This is a genomic window from Siminovitchia thermophila (assembly GCF_016909185.1).
Lineage (GTDB): Bacteria > Bacillota > Bacilli > Bacillales > Bacillaceae_C > Siminovitchia > Siminovitchia thermophila.
Genome location: NZ_JAFBFH010000007.1, coordinates 106,132 through 124,911 on the forward strand (window position 1 = coordinate 106,132; position 18,780 = coordinate 124,911).

Below are 18,780 nucleotides of genomic sequence, written 5' to 3' on the forward strand. Positions count from 1 at the left end.
CTATTGAGAGCCATTTAAATACATATAGCGGAAAGGTTGTGCGATGATTGAACTTGCAAAATTTAACGTTGGAAGAACGGGAAGAAATGTCACTTATTGAAATTGCACAGTATTTGTTGGAAGAAAAAAAGGAGGCTTTACCATTTCAGGAATTGGTTGCTCAAATTGCCAACTATTTGGAGCTTTCGGATGAGGAAATGTCTTCGCGAATGCTACAATTTTATACGGATTTAAACGTGGACGGACGCTTTTTGACATTGGGTGAAAACCGCTGGGGCCTGAAAGAGTGGTATCCGTTTGATCAAGTAGACGAAGAAATCATCGCTCCCGTCAAACCGAAGAAGAAAAAGAAAGCAAAACGGGCCTTTGAAGAAGATGAGGAGTTGCTCGAACTGGAAGAAGAAGATCTTGAATACGACATGGATCTTGAAGATGAAGACGTAGAAGAAGATGAAAGCCTGGAGGCGCTTCGAGAGGAAGAAGAAGCGGAATATGAAGAAGAAGAATTGTTGGATGACGAGGATTATGAACTGGAAGAAGAAGAGGAGGAAGACGTCGATTTAGAAGAAGAAGAAGAGGAAGAATAAAATCTTGACTTCTCTTCTCCTAATCTGTAGTATTTTATTTGGGCTCCTTGAAAAAGGACATACAGATAATATGTAACGCTCCCGTACAGCAATTTGTGGCGGGGCGTTTTTTATTTTAGTAACTTTGGGAAACATGAGGAAGGATAAGGAGGAAAAGTTGTGTCTAAATATATATTTGTAACAGGTGGTGTCGTTTCCTCACTCGGAAAAGGGATTACGGCTGCCTCACTCGGGCGCCTTTTAAAAAATCGCGGATTGAATGTGACGATTCAAAAATTCGATCCTTATTTAAACGTGGATCCTGGCACGATGAGTCCTTACCAGCACGGAGAGGTTTTTGTGACAGAAGACGGGGCGGAAACCGACCTGGATTTGGGACATTATGAAAGATTTATTGATATTAACTTAAATAGATACAGCAATGTTACAACGGGAAAAATCTACTCGGAAGTAATCAGAAAAGAGCGGCGGGGGGATTATAACGGAGGAACGGTTCAAGTGATCCCGCATATTACAAATGAGATAAAAGACCGCATCTTCCGGGCAGCCGAAAAGACCAAAGCAGATGTGGTCATTACGGAAATTGGCGGCACAGTCGGAGATATTGAATCTTTGCCGTTTTTAGAAGCGATCAGGCAAATGAAAAATGATGTTGGCCGGGAAAATGTCATGTATATTCATTGCACACTTGTTCCTTATATTAAAGCAGCCGGCGAAATGAAGACAAAACCGACACAGCACAGTGTAAAGGAACTCCGGAGTCTCGGTATTCAGCCAAACGTCATCGTCGTACGGACAGAAATGCCGATCTCCCAGGACATGAAGGACAAAATCGCCTTGTTCTGTGATATTGAAAAAGAGGCGGTTATCGAAGCACATGACGCAAGCACGCTTTATTCCGTACCGCTTTCATTGCAGGAGCAGCATTTGGATCAAATCGTTTGTGATCATTTAAAAATTGTTTGCCACGAAGCGGATATGGCAGGCTGGAAACTCCTTGTTGAAAAAGTACAAAACTTGTCCAAGACGACAAGGATTGCTCTTGTTGGAAAATATGTGGAGCTCCAAGATGCCTATATTTCGGTTGTTGAAGCATTAAAACATGCTGGTTATGCATTTGATGCAGATATAGACATCAAATGGTTGAATGCTGAATTCGTTACGAAAGAAAACGCGGCGGAAGTGCTTGCTGATTGCGATGGGATTCTTGTTCCAGGCGGTTTTGGCGACAGGGGTATCGACGGCAAGCTTGCGGCGATTCAATATGCCCGTGAAAACCACGTTCCATTTTTTGGCATTTGCCTCGGAATGCAATTAGCTTCTATTGAATATGCGAGGAATGTATTGGGGCTTGAAACGGCTCACTCTTCCGAGATTAATCCAGCTACGGAACATCCGATTATCCACTTGCTTCCGGACCAAGATAGGCTGGGAGATTTGGGCGGAACACTCCGGCTTGGGTTGTACCCATGTAAATTGCAAGATGGGACAAAAGCCCGTGAAATGTATCAAGAAGAATTGATTTATGAACGTCATCGCCACCGTTATGAATTTAACAACGAATACAGGGAGCAGATGGAAAAAGCCGGTTTCGTATTCTCGGGAACAAGCCCTGATGGAAAATTGGTGGAAATTATTGAAGTTGCTGATCACCCATGGTTTGTGGCAAGCCAATTCCATCCAGAGTTTACATCTCGCCCAACGAGGCCGCAACCACTCTTTCACGGCTTTATCCAAGCAGCATTAACAGTAAAAAAATAGTCGATGTATGAAAAAGCTGCCTTCATCACAAGGGCAGCTTTATTTATATTCTTCCAGCATATCGTCTATGTTGAATTTGAGACCATAATAAATATACAAAGCGGACATTAAGGAAGGAATACAAACGCGGTTCCCGTCTTCAGCAGGAAGAATGGGCTTGATTACGTGAGTATTGATATGTATATCAGCTAATTGTGATAAACATTCCGCACCATCTTTTACCGTACCGGCAACAGATACAAATGGAATGCCTTTTTCTGCAAGAGTTTTCCCAAGAGAAAGCGCATCTTGATCATCGGATAGGCGTGTGAAAACAATCACTCTGTCCGTGTGGGACAATTGTGATGATTGTTCAAGCTTTTTCGTTTTTTTCATCGGCTCGGGTCCATTCAAGGCATTCATGACGACTCCTTCCATTTCGCCATACCCTTTTATAAAGATAGAACCTTCCCCGACAGCTGCTTGGGCCAAAAGCCGGGCTCCGTCTTCTAATGGAAATTCTTCTTTCTCTCTAACGCTGGAAAATACGCCGATCAGTTGCGTGGATAGCATTTTCAACATATATGTTGCTCCTTTTTGGAAAAATATACATATATTATAGGCACATTTATGGAATAGCAAAAGAAATATGATCGGGTTGAATACTTTAGAAGGAAAAAATGTAACTCATATCGAACTTAACATACTATAGAAAAAATATTAAAAATAAATATATAATGCTAGTATTTTATACTTAATGGAGGGGTTTATTGAGGAATATAAACAATAGGGGGATGAATATATTGAAACAAAAAGTGTTAATAGTCGATGACCAATTCGGAATAAGAACATTACTGAATGAAGTGTTGCAAAAAGAAGGTTATGAAATATATCAGGCTGCCAATGGTCTTCAGGCATTGCATGTTATGAAACAACATGCTCCCGACCTTGTTCTTCTTGATATCAAAATCCCTGGGATGGACGGGCTTGAAATATTGAAAAAAATGAAGGAAATAAATCCCGAGATCCGCGTCATCATCATGACGGCGTACGGGGAACTGGATATGATAGAAAAAACAAAAAAGCTCGGAGCCCTTGCCCATTTTTCCAAGCCGTTTGATATTGAAGAAATCCGTACTGCAGTCAAACAATACGTATCCTAACAAATAAAAAACCACATAAATCTTTTCTCCTTTCGGTCTCCGCTCTTCATTGGTATTCAACCAAATAATCTGTTATGATGAAACTGCGAAAATTGGGTACAGTTTCATGTGGTTGTGCAGGCAGTCCCAATGTAAAAGGAGGAAAAAGTTGTGCCATTAGTATCGATGACAGAAATGCTCAAGCGAGCAAATAAAGAAAAATACGCAGTCGGCCAATTTAACCTGAATAATTTGGAGTTTACCCAAGCGATACTTCAAGCTGCTCAAGAAGAAAAATCACCCGTTATTTTAGGAGTATCCGAGGGAGCTGCTCGTTATATGGGTGGATTTAAATTGGTCGTACAGATGGTAAAAGCGCTTATGGAAGAATATGGAATTACGGTCCCTGTTGCTATTCATCTTGACCATGGTTCCAGCTTTGAAAAATGCGCCAAGGCGATTCATGCCGGTTTTACATCTGTCATGATCGACGGCTCACACTTGCCGCTTGACGAAAATATTGCATTGACGAAAAAGGTGGTTGAACTTGCCCATCTGTTTGGCGTTTCAGTGGAAGCGGAATTGGGGCGGATCGGCGGACAAGAAGACGATCTATCTGTCGATGATGCAGAAGCTTCGTATGCCATTCCTGCCGAGTGTGACCAACTCGTTCGTGAAACCGGAGTAGATTGTTTTGCGCCGGCTCTTGGATCGGTACACGGTCCTTATAAAGGAGAACCTAAGCTCGGATTTGACCGTATGGAAGAAGTGATGAAATTAACGGGAGTGCCACTTGTGCTTCATGGCGGTACAGGCATTCCGCTGAAGGATATTCAAAAAGCCATTTCCTTGGGAACGGCAAAAATTAACGTAAATACAGAAAACCAAATGTCTTCCGCGAAACGCGTACGGGAAGTATTGCGCGACAATCCGGAAATGTACGATCCGAGAAAATATCTCGGCCCTGCCAGAGAAGCGATCAAAGATACCGTAAAGGGCAAAATGCGTGACTTTGGCTCAGCCGGTAAAGCGTAATGGATTCTGCGGCAACATAATGGTTGCTGTCGTCAGCCATTCGGTAAGACCGAAACCGCCAGTGAGAGTATGGCGGTTTCCCTTTATTCTATTATAAATGTGAAGGAGTTGTGTAGCTTGAAGTTTTTTCTCGACACAGCCAACATCGACGAGATCAAAAAAGCCAATGAATTCGGCATCATAGATGGAGTCACAACAAACCCTTCCTTGGTTGCCAAGGAGAATATTTCGTTTCACGACAGGCTCAGAGAAATTACATCTATCATTCCCGGGTCTGTCAGTGCCGAAGTAATCGCGCTTGATACGGAAGGTATGGTAAAAGAAGGCCGGGAGCTGGCAAAAATCGCTCCCAATATTACCGTCAAAATACCGATGACGCCGGATGGTATGAAGGCTGTTAGTATACTATCTAAAGAACAGATCAAAACGAACGTCACTTTAATTTTTAACGCCAATCAGGCGCTCGTTGCCGCACGGGCAGGAGCGACTTATGTTTCTCCGTTTATCGGGCGCTTGGATGATATCGGCCATAGCGGGGCGAGTGTAATCGGAGAAATTGCGGACATCTTCTCCATTCATGGCCTCGATACGAAAATCATCGCCGCTTCCATCCGCCATCCGCAACATATTACCGAAGCCGCTTTAAATGGAGCGCACATCGCCACACTGCCCTATAAAGTATTGGTCCAGCTTTTTAAACATCCGTTAACAGATTGGGGCATTGAAGCCTTTTTACGGGATTGGGAAGCTAGAGAAAAAGGTGATTCATAATTACTTTTTTTACACGTGCGCTACATGTTTCTCCGTAAATTGTTTATAATAATGGGTATGATGCCTTTTTTTTCAAAAAAAGTTGGCCAACCAGGAGCGAAAGGAAGACTAAAATGGAAAAGCTTAAGATTGCCGGCGGGTACCCTTTAAAAGGAACAATTAAAGTGAGTGGGGCAAAAAACAGCGCAGTCGCCCTCATACCGGCCACAATCCTTGCTGAATCACCGGTAAAAATTGAAGGCCTACCCAACATATCAGATGTCGATACATTGAGAATTTTATTAGAAGAAATAGGCGGGGTTGTCTCTTTGCGGGATGATGTGATGCATGTCGATCCACGCAATATGTTATCTATGCCGCTTCCGAACGGGAAAGTGAAAAAGCTGCGTGCATCGTATTATTTAATGGGTGCTATGCTCGGCAGGTTTAAAAAGGCAGTCGTTGGACTTCCAGGCGGTTGCCACCTTGGACCGCGTCCAATTGACCAGCATATCAAGGGCTTTGAAGCGCTGGGGGCAAAAGTGACAAATGAGCAAGGGGCGTTGTATCTTCGTGCCGATGAATTGACCGGAGCCAGGATCTATTTGGACGTTGTCAGTGTGGGCGCCACAATCAACATCATGTTGGCGGCTGTAAAAGCCAAGGGTCAGACAATTATCGAAAACGCGGCAAAGGAACCGGAAATTATTGATGTGGCAACACTTTTGACAAATATGGGTGCCAAGATCAAAGGAGCGGGAACAGACGTTATCCGGATTGAAGGTGTGGATAGGCTGGATGGCTGCCAACATACTATTATCCCTGACCGCATTGAAGCAGGCACTTATATGATCTTAGGTGCGGCTATCGGCGAGGGAGTTCTCATTGATAATGTGATACCGCATCATTTGGAATCATTGATCGCTAAGCTTCGTGAAATGGGCGTGCCGGTTGAGACAGGGGACGAGCAAGTTTTCATCGGCCAGTATGAACGGCTAACGCCTGTAGATGTAAAAACGCTTGTCTATCCCGGATTTCCAACTGATTTACAGCAACCGATCACGGTCCTGTTAACGAAAGCAGAAGGATCGTCAATCGTTACCGACACGATCTATTCCGCAAGGTTCAAACATATCGATGAACTGCGAAGAATGAATGCGGACATTAAAGTGGAGGGCGGTTCCGCGATCATCAACGGTGCTACAACCTTGCAGGGGGCAAAAGTAAAAGCTTCCGACCTTCGGGCAGGTGCCGCGCTTGTCATCGCCGGATTAATTGCTGAAGGAATTACTGAATTAACGGGTCTTGAGCATATTGACAGGGGATATAGCGGGCTTGTTGACAAGTTAAATGGTCTGGGAGCGACCATTTGGCGTGAAAGAATGACGGAGCAGGAAATTGAACAATTGAAAAGTTCTTGAATTTTTTTCCAGCAATCGATGATCCTGTTAATTTTTTCATAGGGGCTATCACATTTAGCATAATGTGTTATACTATTAAACGGTTATGATGTTTAATTGCCAAAACGACGGGAGGAAAGTCGATGGAAAGAAGTTTATCTATGGAACTTGTACGAGTGACTGAGGCCGCTGCGCTTAAATCGGCTAGATGGATGGGGCGCGGAAAAAAGAATGAAGCAGACGATGCAGCAACAACGGCGATGCGTGCTGTTTTCGATACGATCCCAATGAGAGGTACTGTTGTCATTGGAGAAGGCGAAATGGACGAGGCTCCCATGCTTTATATTGGCGAAAAACTTGGTACGGGCGAGGGGCCGCTAGTCGATGTCGCGGTTGACCCGCTGGAAGGAACGGATATTGTAGCTTCCGGGGGATGGAATGCTTTATCTGTCATTGCCATTGCCGATGGAGGAAACTTGCTGCACGCGCCTGACATGTATATGCAAAAAATTGCCGTCGGACCTGAAGCAGTTGGACAAATTGATATAAATGCCCCTATTCTGGATAACTTAAAAGCTGTAGCAAAAGCTAAAAATAAAGATATCGAAGATATGGTGGCGATTGTGCTTGACCGCCCCCGACATGAAGCTATTATCACAGAGTTGCGGGAAGCCGGAGCTAGAATCAAGCTAATTGGCGACGGTGACGTTGCTGGAGCCATTAACACGGCCTTTGACACAACTGGGGTCGACATTTTATTTGGAATGGGCGGTGCCCCCGAGGGCGTTATTGCCGCAGTCGCATTGAAATGTCTTGGCGGCGAATTACAAGGCAAACTCATGCCTCAAAATGATGCGGAATTAGCACGTTGTAAAAAAATGGGTATCGATGTAAATCAAGTTCTAACAATGGAAGACTTGGTCCGTGGTGACGATGCAATATTTGCCGCTACCGGAGTCACTGATGGGGAACTTTTGAAAGGCGTCCAATTTAAAGGAGCCTACGGCTCCACCCATTCTGTCGTTATGAGGGCAAAATCGGGAACCGTGCGCTTTGTAGAAGGCCGCCACAGCCTCCGTAAAAAACCAAATATGGTCATGGGAAGTTAATATAATGGAGGGTTTTTTCCCTCCTTCCTGATTTTTTCATGTTTTTATAAATCTCATAGCCTTATATCTTATTCTTCTTACCCTCTGTAATTACCAAAGTCATTCCTTCCATTTATTCTCTTGTAACATCACTTGCACCTTAGATTTCATGTAATGTCGTATGTATCTTGACTTGAGGACGCGGAAAATGTAGCAGATTATGATGGAAGCAGAAAATGAAAAAATTGAAAAAGCGTGGTGTAGAAATGGCCGAATTAACCATCTCTCTGCTGGAAGATATGAAACTGAAAGAACTTTATGAGTTGGCACGTGAATATAAAGTTTCATATTACAGCAAACTGACGAAGAAAGAATTAATTTTTGCAATATTAAAAGCACGGGCTGAACAAGAAGGTTTCTTTTTTATGGAAGGCGTTTTGGAAATTATCCAATCCGAAGGCTTTGGATTTTTAAGACCGATCAACTATACGGCAAGTTCTGAAGACATTTATATTTCAGCATCGCAAATTCGCCGTTTTGATTTGCGCAATGGCGATAAAGTGTCAGGTAAAGTGCGCCCACCGAAGGAAAATGAACGCTATTACGGGCTGCTCCATGTTGAAGCGGTGAACGGAGATGATCCGGAAAGCGCCAAGGAACGTGTTCACTTCCCGGCATTGACACCTCTTTACCCAGATAGACAAATGAAGCTGGAAACCACTCCTTCCAACTTATCTACAAGGATTATGGATTTGATATCCCCGGTTGGGTTTGGCCAGCGCGGCTTGATCGTTGCACCTCCAAAAGCCGGTAAAACAATGCTTTTAAAATCCATCGCCAATTCTATTACAACGAACCATCCTGAAGCGGAATTGATCGTGTTGCTCATAGATGAGCGACCTGAAGAGGTGACGGACATCGAGCGTTCGGTAGCTGGAGAAGTTGTCAGCTCGACGTTTGACGAAGTGCCGGAAAATCACATCAAAGTGGCTGAGCTTGTTCTTGAAAGGGCGATGCGCCTTGTTGAGCATAAGCGGGATGTTATCATTTTAATGGATAGCATTACGCGGCTTGCCAGAGCATATAACCTTGTTATTCCACCAAGCGGGAGAACCTTGTCCGGAGGAATTGACCCGGCGGCATTTCACCGTCCGAAGAGATTTTTCGGGGCAGCCAGAAACATTGAGGAAGGCGGCAGCTTGACTATATTGGCCACTGCTCTTGTCGATACAGGTTCACGCATGGATGATGTGATATACGAGGAATTTAAGGGAACGGGAAATTTGGAGCTTCATTTGGACCGGTCTCTTGCGGAAAGAAGAATTTTTCCTGCCATCGATATCCGGCGCTCAGGTACGAGGAAGGAAGAGCTGTTGTTACCAAAAGACCAGCTTGAAAAAATCTGGAAATTGCGTAAAGCGATGTCGGATATGCCCGATTTTGCGGAAAAGTTTTTGCGCAAGCTGAAGCAAACCGAAACCAATGAAGAATTCTTTGAATTATTAACAACAAAATAAAATAGTGCAATTGCAATTTTTGTCTGTCCCTGTTATAATAAAAAATGTGTTTTTTTCAAACATCTGCGAAGCCAAGCTTCGGTTGGAATATAGAACTCTGTTTCAGCAAATGATTCAGGGCGTAAGGAGATGAAGGAAAATGAAAGCAGGAATCCATCCTGAATACAAAAAAGCAATTGTAAAATGCGCTTGCGGCAATGAATTTGAAAGCGGGTCTGTAAAAGAAAGTATTCGAGTTGAAATTTGCTCCGAATGTCATCCATTTTACACTGGCCGTCAAAAATTTGCTTCCGCTGCAGGACGCGTTGACCGCTTTAACAAGAAATACGGACTCAAATAAGCTAGTGAAAACGGGCAAGAAGGCTTGCCTGTTTTTTTATTGGGATAAAGGCATTACAGCAGGAAGGAGCGAGTATGATGAATCCGGGAATGCAAGGTGTTGTCGAAGTTATATGCGGCTGCATGTTCTCCGGTAAAACGGAAGAATTGATCCGCCGGGCTAAAGAGGCCCATTACGCCCAAAAAAAGGTCTTGTTATTTAAACCTCTGTTGGATAACCGTTATAGCAAACATGAAATCGTTTCACATAATGGTCTTTCCATTAAAGCGCATGTGATAAAATCTGCGGATGAACTATTAAAAAATGTTCCTGCCGAAGTAGATGTGATAGGGATTGACGAAGTGCAATTTTTTGATGATGACGTCATACTGGCAGTTAGCCGCCTTGCAGATGCGGGGCATAGGATAGTGGTTGCCGGATTGGATCAAGACTTTCGGGGCGAGCCATTTGGCCCGATGCCAAAACTGCTGGCGCTCGCAGAGCATGTGACCAAACTGCATGCCATATGTACAGTTTGCGGGGAGCCTGCCACTAGAACGCAGCGCCTGATTGATGGAGAAGCCGCTTTTTATGATGATCCAGTCATCCTGGTGGGGGCAGCGGATTCTTACGAAGCAAGGTGCCGGAATCATCATGAAGTTCCTGTAAGATCGATGAAAGAGCATTTGAGCTGATCACAAACACTGCTTTTACATATATTAATGATCAGAAGCGGATTCTTTTTCTTTAAAATGTTTGCTTGCATAAAGTGGGCGGTGTACTATAAAAAAAGATATGCAAAAACGTTGAGGTGAAGGCTTGTGTTTGATAGACTCCAATCCGTGGAAGACCGCTACGAAAAGCTGAATGAGCTGTTGAGCGATCCAGATATTGTCAGTGATCCCGAAAAGCTGAAAGAATACTCGAAGGAACAATCGGCGATTGCTGAAACGGTGGAAACGTACCGGGAATATAAGGAAGCGAAAAAAGAATATGATGATGCCAAGGAAATGCTTGATGATAAATTGGATCCGGAAATGCGGGAAATGGTCAAGGAAGAGATCGATGAACTGGCAGAACGGATCGGGGTGCTGGAAGAGCGCCTAAAGATATTGCTTATCCCTAAAGACCCAAATGATGAGAAAAACGTTATTATGGAAATCCGCGGAGCCGCGGGTGGAGACGAAGCAGCATTGTTTGCCGGTGATCTGTACCGTATGTACAGCCGCTATGCCGAAACAAAAGGCTGGAAAACCGAAGTTATTGAAGAACACTCTACTGGATTGGGCGGATTTAAGGAAATTATTTTTATGATCAACGGAACCGGAGCCTTTTCCAGGTTAAAATATGAAAATGGAGCGCACCGTGTCCAGCGCGTTCCGGAAACGGAGTCAGGCGGGCGGATTCATACGTCGACCGCTACAGTAGCCGTCTTGCCGGAAGCCGAGGAAGTGGAAGTCGATATCCATGAGAAAGATATCCGTGTGGATACGTTTGCATCAAGCGGGCCTGGAGGACAGAGTGTTAACACGACAATGTCTGCCGTTAGGCTTACTCATATCCCCACGGGCATTGTGGTCTCTTGTCAGGATGAAAAGTCCCAAATCAAGAATAAAGAAAAAGCGATGAAAGTTTTACGCGCCCGCATTTACGATAAATTCCAGCAAGAAGCTCAGGAAGAATACGATGCGAATCGAAAATCAGCAGTTGGAACGGGTGATCGGTCGGAACGAATTCGCACATATAATTTTCCGCAAAACAGGGTAACGGACCACCGGATCGGACTAACGATTCAAAAGCTCGACCAAATTTTGGAGGGCAAACTGGATGAAATCATAGATGCCCTCATAGTGGAAGACCAATCCAAGAAATTAGAGAGCGTGGAATAGCGAATGTCTGATAAACAAACGATTTTCAAAGCCCTTCAATGGGCTTCTTCTTTTTTAAGGGAGCATGGCCGTGACCAAAATGCGGGAGAAATATTGCTTATGAACCAATTGAAATATACTCGTTCCCGGCTGCTTGCCGAGTTTCGGAAGGAACTTTCCGAGAAGGATTGGGAACAATTCAGTCGGAACGTAAAGGAGCATGCTGCTGGCAGACCTGTGCAGTATATCATGGGCCATGAAGTGTTTTTAGGCAGGGAGTTTGTCGTAAATCCCCATGTTCTGATCCCGCGTCCAGAAACAGAGGAATTGGTTATCGCGGTTTTGAAAAAAATGGACAGGCTTTTTGGTGCTTCTAAACAGGGATTGCGGGTAGCAGATGTTGGAACGGGGAGCGGGGCAATTGCTGTAACATTAAAACTGGAGCGGCCCGGCCTCGCAGTATACGGAACTGATATTTCCGCGAGTGCGATTGACATAGCGAAAAAAAATGCCGACCGGCTTGGAGCGGCCGTACGGTTTGCGCAAGGGGACTTGCTTCAGCCCTTGATGGAGATCGGGCATAAATTCCATGTGATCGTCTCCAATCCACCATATATTCCACAGGGCGAAAAAGAGTGTTTGCCCGATGTTGTTAAGGATTATGAACCGGCATGCGCCTTATTTGGCGGGGAAGACGGTCTTGATGTGTACCGGCGATTCACCGAACAGCTTCCACATGTACTTGAAGATCGGGCGATCGTAGCTTTTGAAGTTGGTGCAGGGCAAGGAGACGCAGTCAGCCAAATGATGAGAGAACAATTTTCTGAAGGGGTAACAGAAGTGCTTTATGATATAAACGGTAAGGACCGGATTGTTTTAACCTCTTTATAATATTTCCGCATGATGTTTATAGCCTCCAAAATTTGTCCATACTGTCTCGTGAAGGGATGGGGTGGAATAGATGAGAAAGTATATGAATCAAAAATTCTATCAAAAAAATATGGCATGGCTCTATATGGTGGTCTTATCTTTGGCAACGGTTGCCAATCTTGCAATACCAATTCCGCCAGAAGAAAGGGCAGAGGCCGAAGAAATACAAGTCATTCCGCAAGAAGCGATCCGGCTGAGAATATTGGCAAACAGCGACGGCCACCAAGATCAAGAGGTGAAACGCTCCATCAGAGATGCTGTTAATCAAGAAATTACGACGTGGGTGGAGCATTTGACATCGATTGAAGAGGCGCGCAGATTAATCCAATCCCGCTTGCCGGAGATCGAACAAATTGCAAATCGTGAGCTTGAAAAAAGCTCCATTGATTATGGTGCCGAAGTAGAATTTGGCAACATTCAATTTCCAACTAAGCTATATGGAAACTATCTTTATCCCGCCGGAAATTATGAGGCGATTTTAATTACATTGGGAGAAGGAAAAGGAGCAAACTGGTGGTGTGTTCTATTTCCGCCGCTTTGTTTTCTGGACTTTTCCACAGGAGCGGCTGTTAATACCAACACGGATGAATCTGCGGATAAATCAGTCCAAGATGTTGAAAACGGGCAAAACAATGCTTTGATCGCTGAACAAGAGAAAGCGGAAAATGCAGAAAGTGCCGACTTCGCCGAACAAGAGAAAGTGGGAAAAAAAGAAAGTGGCGCTTTCGCTGAACAAGAGGAAGCAGGAAATGCAGAAAGTGCCGACTTCGCCGAACAAGAGGAAACAGGAAAAAAAGAAAGTTCTGCTTTCGTTGAAGAAGGGGAAGCGGGGAAAAAAGAAAGTGGCACTTTCGCTGAACAGGAGAAAGCAGGGAAAAAAGAAAGTGCCGCTTATATCGCTGAACAAGAGGAAGAAACAGAGGTAAAGTTTTTCCTGAAAGAATTGTTCGATCGCTTTTGAATCTGAATCTCTCGAGTCGCTTGAGAGATTTTTTTTTTACAAATTAGAAATATATTTTTGCATGTATGATTCATATGAAGTAAACTGGCGTTGTCCAGCTTCGGTGCTTAGCGATTAGCAAACATCGAGCTTTTCCTGAGATCATCGCTTATTCGGGAAGTTTTGTTCAGCTCGTCTTAAAGTCGCGCGAAGCTATTCTAATGAAGCGAATGTGCAAAGCTTTGAAGCATGTGCTTTGTTCCTTGCATGACGGTGTGTTCTTGAATTCGTCAGAAGCTCTCCAGTTTACTTGTTGATGCTAAACGGGCTTTGTTTATGTTTGTTGTGTATCGTTTGCCCGGTTATGCACAGCCTTTATCCACAAAAAAGGATTAACTATCCACAATTTGTGAATAACTTACTTTTCAATCACTTGTTATGCTAGTTTTATATTCATAAATGATTCTTAAACTAGCAATAATAAACGGTAAGGCATTAATCAAACGTTATAAATTGAGGTGGCCTCATTGAAAACAACCTATTGGTCTGTGGATAATGATGTGAACAGTAAAAAAAACTATCCACAAATAGTAAAAGCAGCAGAGCTCATCAAAAAGAATGAAGTTGTGGCCTTTCCAACGGAAACAGTATACGGACTGGGCGCCAATGCTACATCTGATGAGGCAGTGGCAAAAATTTTTGCGGCAAAAGGAAGACCGGCAGATAACCCGCTTATCGTTCATATTGCAACTTTTCAACAATTGAAGCAAATTGCTGTGGATATTTCCGATACAGCCATGAAGCTTATGCGTACATTTTGGCCCGGTCCGCTCACACTCATATTCAACAAAAAGCCTGGAGCCGTGTCCCGCTTAGTGACCGCCGGGCTGAATACTGTCGCGGTTCGGATGCCGGACCATCCACTTGCAATGGCCCTTATTCGCGAATCAGGGCATCCAATTGCCGCGCCAAGTGCCAATAAATCCGGTAAGCCAAGTCCAACGACAGCTAAACACGTGCAAGATGACTTAGATGGTATTGTAGCCGGAATTGTCGATGGCGGACCCGCAGGGGTTGGAGTTGAATCAACAGTCGTTGACTGCACTGTAAGTCCCCCGGTGATTCTACGTCCAGGCGGTATTTCAAAAGAAGATATCGAAGCAGTTATTGGGCCAGTGGAAGAAGATCCTTCGATCGCCAGCTCAGTGTCCAAACCGAAGTCTCCAGGAATGAAGTACCGGCATTATGCTCCGGATGCACCGCTCTATCTTGCCGACGGTGAACAGCAGTGGATTCAACAGTTAATTGATGAAAAAATGGCCGCAGGGTTGAAGGTGGGTATACTGGCTCCGCAGGAAACCGCTTCGTTTTATAAGGCTGATGTTGTGGTACCCTGTGGCAGTAAAGCCGATCCAAAAAGTTCAGCCCAGACGCTTTATCAAGCTTTAAGGTTCTTTGAGAATTCAGGAGTGGATATCATATTTTCGGAAGTCTTTCCCCGTACAGGCGTGGGGGCAGCTATTATGAACCGTCTGGAAAAAGCGGCCTCCCATCGGTGGATGAAACAGCATATGAAAGATCAGGACTGAAAGACAATTCTACTCTTTCGTTTCCGTGCATAAGCTCTTATAGGCACGTCCGAAGCGAAAGGGGTATTTTGATGATACTTCCAGAAATCATTACTTTAGTCATCATGGCTTTTGCGGTAGGAATGGACGCATTTTCCGTTTCACTCGGCATGGGAATTTTCAAACTGAGATTTCGCCAAGTTTTTTATATTGGAATGACAACGGGTCTTTTCCACATGTTTATGCCATTGTTTGGCATATTAACCGGGCATTTACTTTCAGAAACATTTGGCAAAATTACCGGTTACGTTGGAGGGGGCTTGTTAATGGTTTTGGGAGTACAAATGATACTATCCAGTTTTAAAAGCGAGGAACAAATGGCGATCGTCCCTCAAGGTTGGGGACTATTCATTTTCAGTTTCCTCGTCAGTCTGGACAGCTTTTCCGCCGGTCTCAGTCTCGGGATGTTCGGTGCCCGGGCAATGGCTGCCATGATCTGTTTCGGTATCGTGGCGGCATGTTTGACATGGAGTGGACTGATTATGGGGCGGAAAGTGCAAAGTTTGCTCGGGGTGTATGGAGAGATGTTTGGCGGATTCACTTTAATTTTGTTTGGGATAAAGTTGATTTTTTCATGAGATTATAAGAGTTATGAAGGCCAGCATTATCAAGTGTTCGACTCACACTAAAAACGATTATATCGTTTTTTTTGTTTTTACTGACGGTTTTTTGTATTTCATTTGTTAATCAATAGATGACACGCTGCCTGGTCGGACTTTGTCATATCGTTGATGAAAAAGCACTCTACATTTGTCCGCAAAAAAGTGAATGGTTATAATAAGGTAAAAGAGGTAGGAGAAGATATGAATATTCTATTCGTTTGTACCGGAAATACATGCAGAAGCCCAATGGCTGAGGCCATTTTTCACCATATATGGAACGGAAAAGCGGATGCCAGATCTGCAGGGCTGTTCGCTGCTGAAGGGAGCAAGGCTGCGGACCATGCGCTAAAGGTATTGAAAGAAAATAACATGAAACTGGAACACCGTTCAAAGCAATTGCAAGAAGAAGATATCCATTGGGCTAAATATGTGTTCACGATGACAGAAGGGCATAAACAAATGTTGATGGACATGTTTCCGGCGGCAGCGGACAAAATTTTTACTTTAAAAGAATATGTGAATGGGCGCAATGGAGATCTTGACGTGATAGATCCTTTTGGAGGAGACTTGGAAGTCTACCGCTCAACGTTTCAGGAACTTCGCGGCTTGATTGCCAGGTTGTCTATTGATTGTTGAATCTGTCAACCTGCGTAAACAAAGAAGAATCAAACAAATGAAAGGAGAATGTTACATGATGAAAGTGGCAATTGCATCCGACCACGGGGGAATTTTGATTCGCAAAGAAATCATTAAAGTAATGGAAGAATTGAATATAGAATATAAGGATTTTGGTTGTGGAGACGAAAGCTCGGTCGACTATCCCGACTTTGCTGTTCCTGTAGCAGAAAAAGTGGCAAGCGGTGAATTTGACCGGGGCATTTTAGTTTGTGGAACAGGCATTGGCATGAGCATCGCCGCGAATAAAGTAAAAGGAATCCGCTGTGCTTTGGTGCACGATGTATTTAGTGCCAGGATGACACGCCTTCATAATGATACAAATGTACTCGCTATGGGGGAACGTGTGATCGGAGCCGGTCTTGCCCGCGAGATTGCAAAGGTTTGGCTGGAAACGGAGTTTGAAGGCGGCCGCCACACAAGGCGTATCCAAAAGATTTCCGATTACGAAAATAGATAAGGGGAGCGATATGCATGGAAATAGAACAATGGCGGAACGAGCTGAAGTTGATTCTCAAGCAATGCGCCGAGGAATTGCCGATTAGGCCTGGACAGATATTCGTCGTTGGCTGTTCCACATCCGAAGTGGCAGGAAAAAGAATCGGAACATCGGGAACGATTGAAGTGGCAGCCATGATCTTTGAGCAATTACAGGCTTTCGCTCAGGAAAAGAAAATCCATTTGGCCTTCCAATGTTGCGAACATTTAAATCGCGCACTTGTTATCGAAAGGGAAACAGCTGAACAATTTCATTTCGAACAGGTAACGGTTGTTCCCGTTCGTGAAGCAGGCGGTGCCATGGCAGCATGCGCCTATTCTCGCTTTCAAGATCCGGCCGTTGTCGAGTTTATAAAAGCGGATGCCGGTATTGATATAGGAGACACGTTTATTGGCATGCATTTAAAACACGTCGCAGTTCCGGTCAGAATCGGCCAAAGGTCACTCGGAAATGCCCATGTCACCGTGGCAGCCACTCGTCCAAAGCTAATTGGCGGTGCGAGAGCTGTTTATAATCGCGAAAAACTGAACAATAAATGCTATTACTAATATAAATGTTCCGTTTTTGTCTCCAAAAAGTCAAAAATCCATTTGGCTCGGACATTACTTCATGTTAAAATGTAAACAAGAACGGAACCAAGGATAAGGATTATTATTACCGATACAAGGGGGAGCACAATGAGCAAGGTAAGCGAAAATAGGGCGGAAAGCGCTATAGCCAAGCAGGATCCCGAGATATACGAGGCGATTCAAAAAGAATTGAAAAGGCAACAATCCAAAATTGAATTAATTGCATCCGAGAACTTCGTGAGTGAAGCGGTCATGGAAGCTCAGGGATCTGTTTTGACAAACAAGTATGCAGAAGGCTATCCGAGCCGCCGTTATTATGGCGGTTGTGAATATGTTGATATTGTGGAGGACTTGGCGCGTGACCGCATTAAGAAATTGTTTGGCGCGGAACATGCGAATGTGCAGCCTCATTCGGGGGCACAAGCTAATATGGCCGTCTATTTTACTATTTTGAAACATGGCGATACGGTCCTTGGCATGAATTTATCCCACGGTGGCCACTTGACACATGGCAGCCCCGTCAATTTCAGCGGTATGCAATATCATTTTGTTGAATATGGGGTAGATGAGAAAAATCACCGTATCAATTACGAAGATGTGCGGCAAAAAGCATTGGAACATAAACCGAAGCTGATTGTTGCCGGAGCAAGTGCTTATCCCCGGATTATCGACTTTGAAAAGTTCCGGGAAATTGCTGATGAAGTCGGCGCATACTTGATGGTCGACATGGCCCATATTGCCGGATTGGTTGCCGCCGGCCTTCACCCGAACCCGGTTCCTTATGCCGATTTTGTCACATCTACAACGCATAAAACTTTGCGGGGGCCGCGAGGCGGATTAATCCTATGCAAAGAACAATATGCCAAAGCAATCGACAAGTCTGTATTTCCGGGCATTCAAGGCGGTCCTCTTATGCACGTCATCGCCGCAAAAGCGGTTGCCTTCGGCGAAGCCTTGACAGACGATTTTAAAGCGTACAGCCAACTGATCGTTGAAAATGCAAAACAATTAGGCGAAAGCTTAAAGAAAGAAGGTATTGACCTCATTTCTGGCGGAACGGACAACCATTTGCTTCTCCTTGATGTGCGCTCTCTTGGTTTAACGGGCAAAGTGGCGGAAAAAGTCTTGGATGATGTCGGTATAACCGTTAATAAAAACACCATCCCTTATGATCCGGAAGGTCCTTTCATCACGAGTGGCATTCGGATTGGAACAGCGGCAGTCACTTCACGGGGCTTTGGAAAAAGCGAAATGGAAGAAATTGCTTCGCTTATTGCATTTGTCCTTAAAAATCATGACAAGGAAACAAAATTAAATGAAGCGCGTACTCGGATAGAAACTCTGACGGCTCGGTTTCCGCTTTACGTATAAAGTGAAACTTCATTCAGTAGGCGTTTTCTTCCATCTCCTACTGAGTGTTAGTTGAACGAATCGGGCAATTAGGTGCCGTTATCTCTCACTTGGACCTTTTGTATCATCCTCGCGTTTTGA

At 44.3% G+C, this 18,780-nt stretch carries 20 protein-coding genes; 19 read left to right on the forward strand and 1 reads right to left on the reverse strand.

Features of this window, described 5'->3' with window-relative positions; translation table 11 throughout:
* The first annotated feature begins 47 nt into the window (after positions 1 to 47).
* Together rpoE and JOC94_RS06865 are read left to right on the forward strand one after the other, a co-directional pair.
* Positions 48 to 587: a DNA-directed RNA polymerase subunit delta gene (rpoE, locus tag JOC94_RS06860; protein ID WP_205178898.1), complete on the forward strand. Its 540-nt coding sequence runs from the start codon at positions 48 to 50 to the stop codon at positions 585 to 587.
* Positions 588 to 746: 159 nt separating this feature from the next.
* Positions 747 to 2,348: a CTP synthase gene (locus tag JOC94_RS06865; protein WP_205178900.1), complete on the forward strand. Its 1,602-nt coding sequence runs from the start codon at positions 747 to 749 to the stop codon at positions 2,346 to 2,348.
* Between the two features lie 39 nt (positions 2,349 to 2,387).
* Here the strand turns inward: JOC94_RS06865 and JOC94_RS06870 are convergent, their stop codons facing one another.
* Positions 2,388 to 2,909, reverse strand: coding sequence for a DUF2529 domain-containing protein (locus tag JOC94_RS06870; RefSeq protein ID WP_205178902.1), 522 nt, complete (start codon positions 2,907 to 2,909; stop codon positions 2,388 to 2,390).
* Positions 2,910 to 3,130: 221 nt separating this feature from the next.
* Between JOC94_RS06870 and JOC94_RS06875 the strand changes: the two genes are divergently transcribed.
* The 17 genes from JOC94_RS06875 to JOC94_RS06955 all read left to right on the forward strand — a co-directional run bounded on the left by JOC94_RS06875 (position 3,131) and on the right by JOC94_RS06955 (position 18,660).
* Complete coding sequence (locus tag JOC94_RS06875; protein ID WP_077109640.1) at positions 3,131 to 3,490, forward strand: response regulator; 360 nt, start codon at positions 3,131 to 3,133, stop codon at positions 3,488 to 3,490.
* A gap of 150 nt (positions 3,491 to 3,640) precedes the next feature.
* Positions 3,641 to 4,504 carry a class II fructose-1,6-bisphosphate aldolase gene (fba, locus tag JOC94_RS06880; protein ID WP_077109639.1) on the forward strand — a complete coding sequence of 288 codons (864 nt, stop codon included), beginning with the start codon at positions 3,641 to 3,643 and terminating at the stop codon, positions 4,502 to 4,504.
* A 117-nt stretch (positions 4,505 to 4,621) separates the two neighbouring features.
* Positions 4,622 to 5,275: a fructose-6-phosphate aldolase gene (gene fsa / locus JOC94_RS06885; RefSeq protein ID WP_205178904.1), complete on the forward strand. Its 654-nt coding sequence runs from the start codon at positions 4,622 to 4,624 to the stop codon at positions 5,273 to 5,275.
* Between the two features lie 113 nt (positions 5,276 to 5,388).
* A complete protein-coding gene (locus JOC94_RS06890) occupies positions 5,389 to 6,675 on the forward strand; it encodes a UDP-N-acetylglucosamine 1-carboxyvinyltransferase (RefSeq protein ID WP_205178912.1) in 1,287 nt (428 codons plus the stop codon).
* Between the two features lie 122 nt (positions 6,676 to 6,797).
* The gene (gene glpX, locus JOC94_RS06895; protein ID WP_205178914.1) at positions 6,798 to 7,763 is read left to right on the forward strand and encodes a class II fructose-bisphosphatase; all 966 of its coding nucleotides are present in this window, start codon (positions 6,798 to 6,800) and stop codon (positions 7,761 to 7,763) included.
* A 245-nt stretch (positions 7,764 to 8,008) separates the two neighbouring features.
* Entirely contained in the window at positions 8,009 to 9,259 is a 1,251-nt protein-coding gene (gene rho, locus JOC94_RS06900) for a transcription termination factor Rho (RefSeq protein WP_077109728.1), read from the forward strand.
* A 139-nt stretch (positions 9,260 to 9,398) separates the two neighbouring features.
* The gene (gene rpmE / locus JOC94_RS06905; RefSeq protein WP_205178925.1) at positions 9,399 to 9,599 is read left to right on the forward strand and encodes a 50S ribosomal protein L31; all 201 of its coding nucleotides are present in this window, start codon (positions 9,399 to 9,401) and stop codon (positions 9,597 to 9,599) included.
* Between the two features lie 74 nt (positions 9,600 to 9,673).
* On the forward strand, positions 9,674 to 10,273 hold the full coding sequence (locus JOC94_RS06910; RefSeq protein WP_205178927.1) for a thymidine kinase: 600 nt from the start codon (positions 9,674 to 9,676) through the stop codon (positions 10,271 to 10,273).
* A gap of 126 nt (positions 10,274 to 10,399) precedes the next feature.
* On the forward strand, positions 10,400 to 11,467 hold the full coding sequence (gene prfA, locus JOC94_RS06915; protein ID WP_205178929.1) for a peptide chain release factor 1: 1,068 nt from the start codon (positions 10,400 to 10,402) through the stop codon (positions 11,465 to 11,467).
* A 3-nt stretch (positions 11,468 to 11,470) separates the two neighbouring features.
* On the forward strand, positions 11,471 to 12,337 hold the full coding sequence (gene prmC, locus JOC94_RS06920; RefSeq protein ID WP_205178931.1) for a peptide chain release factor N(5)-glutamine methyltransferase: 867 nt from the start codon (positions 11,471 to 11,473) through the stop codon (positions 12,335 to 12,337).
* A 70-nt stretch (positions 12,338 to 12,407) separates the two neighbouring features.
* A complete protein-coding gene (gene spoIIR / locus JOC94_RS06925; protein ID WP_205178934.1) occupies positions 12,408 to 13,337 on the forward strand; it encodes a stage II sporulation protein R in 930 nt (309 codons plus the stop codon).
* A gap of 506 nt (positions 13,338 to 13,843) precedes the next feature.
* Positions 13,844 to 14,905 carry an L-threonylcarbamoyladenylate synthase gene (locus JOC94_RS06930; RefSeq protein ID WP_205178944.1) on the forward strand — a complete coding sequence of 354 codons (1,062 nt, stop codon included), beginning with the start codon at positions 13,844 to 13,846 and terminating at the stop codon, positions 14,903 to 14,905.
* 71 nt (positions 14,906 to 14,976) lie between these two features.
* Positions 14,977 to 15,522 (forward strand): manganese efflux pump MntP, encoded by a 546-nt coding sequence (locus tag JOC94_RS06935; RefSeq protein ID WP_205178946.1) that lies wholly within the window; start codon positions 14,977 to 14,979, stop codon positions 15,520 to 15,522.
* Between the two features lie 225 nt (positions 15,523 to 15,747).
* Positions 15,748 to 16,182: a low molecular weight protein arginine phosphatase gene (locus JOC94_RS06940; protein WP_077109725.1), complete on the forward strand. Its 435-nt coding sequence runs from the start codon at positions 15,748 to 15,750 to the stop codon at positions 16,180 to 16,182.
* A gap of 58 nt (positions 16,183 to 16,240) precedes the next feature.
* Complete coding sequence (gene rpiB / locus JOC94_RS06945; RefSeq protein WP_077109724.1) at positions 16,241 to 16,681, forward strand: ribose 5-phosphate isomerase B; 441 nt, start codon at positions 16,241 to 16,243, stop codon at positions 16,679 to 16,681.
* Positions 16,682 to 16,695: 14 nt separating this feature from the next.
* Positions 16,696 to 17,268 (forward strand): TIGR01440 family protein, encoded by a 573-nt coding sequence (locus JOC94_RS06950; protein WP_077109631.1) that lies wholly within the window; start codon positions 16,696 to 16,698, stop codon positions 17,266 to 17,268.
* 129 nt (positions 17,269 to 17,397) lie between these two features.
* Positions 17,398 to 18,660: a serine hydroxymethyltransferase gene (locus JOC94_RS06955; RefSeq protein ID WP_077109630.1), complete on the forward strand. Its 1,263-nt coding sequence runs from the start codon at positions 17,398 to 17,400 to the stop codon at positions 18,658 to 18,660.
* Positions 18,661 to 18,780: the final 120 nt, after the last annotated feature.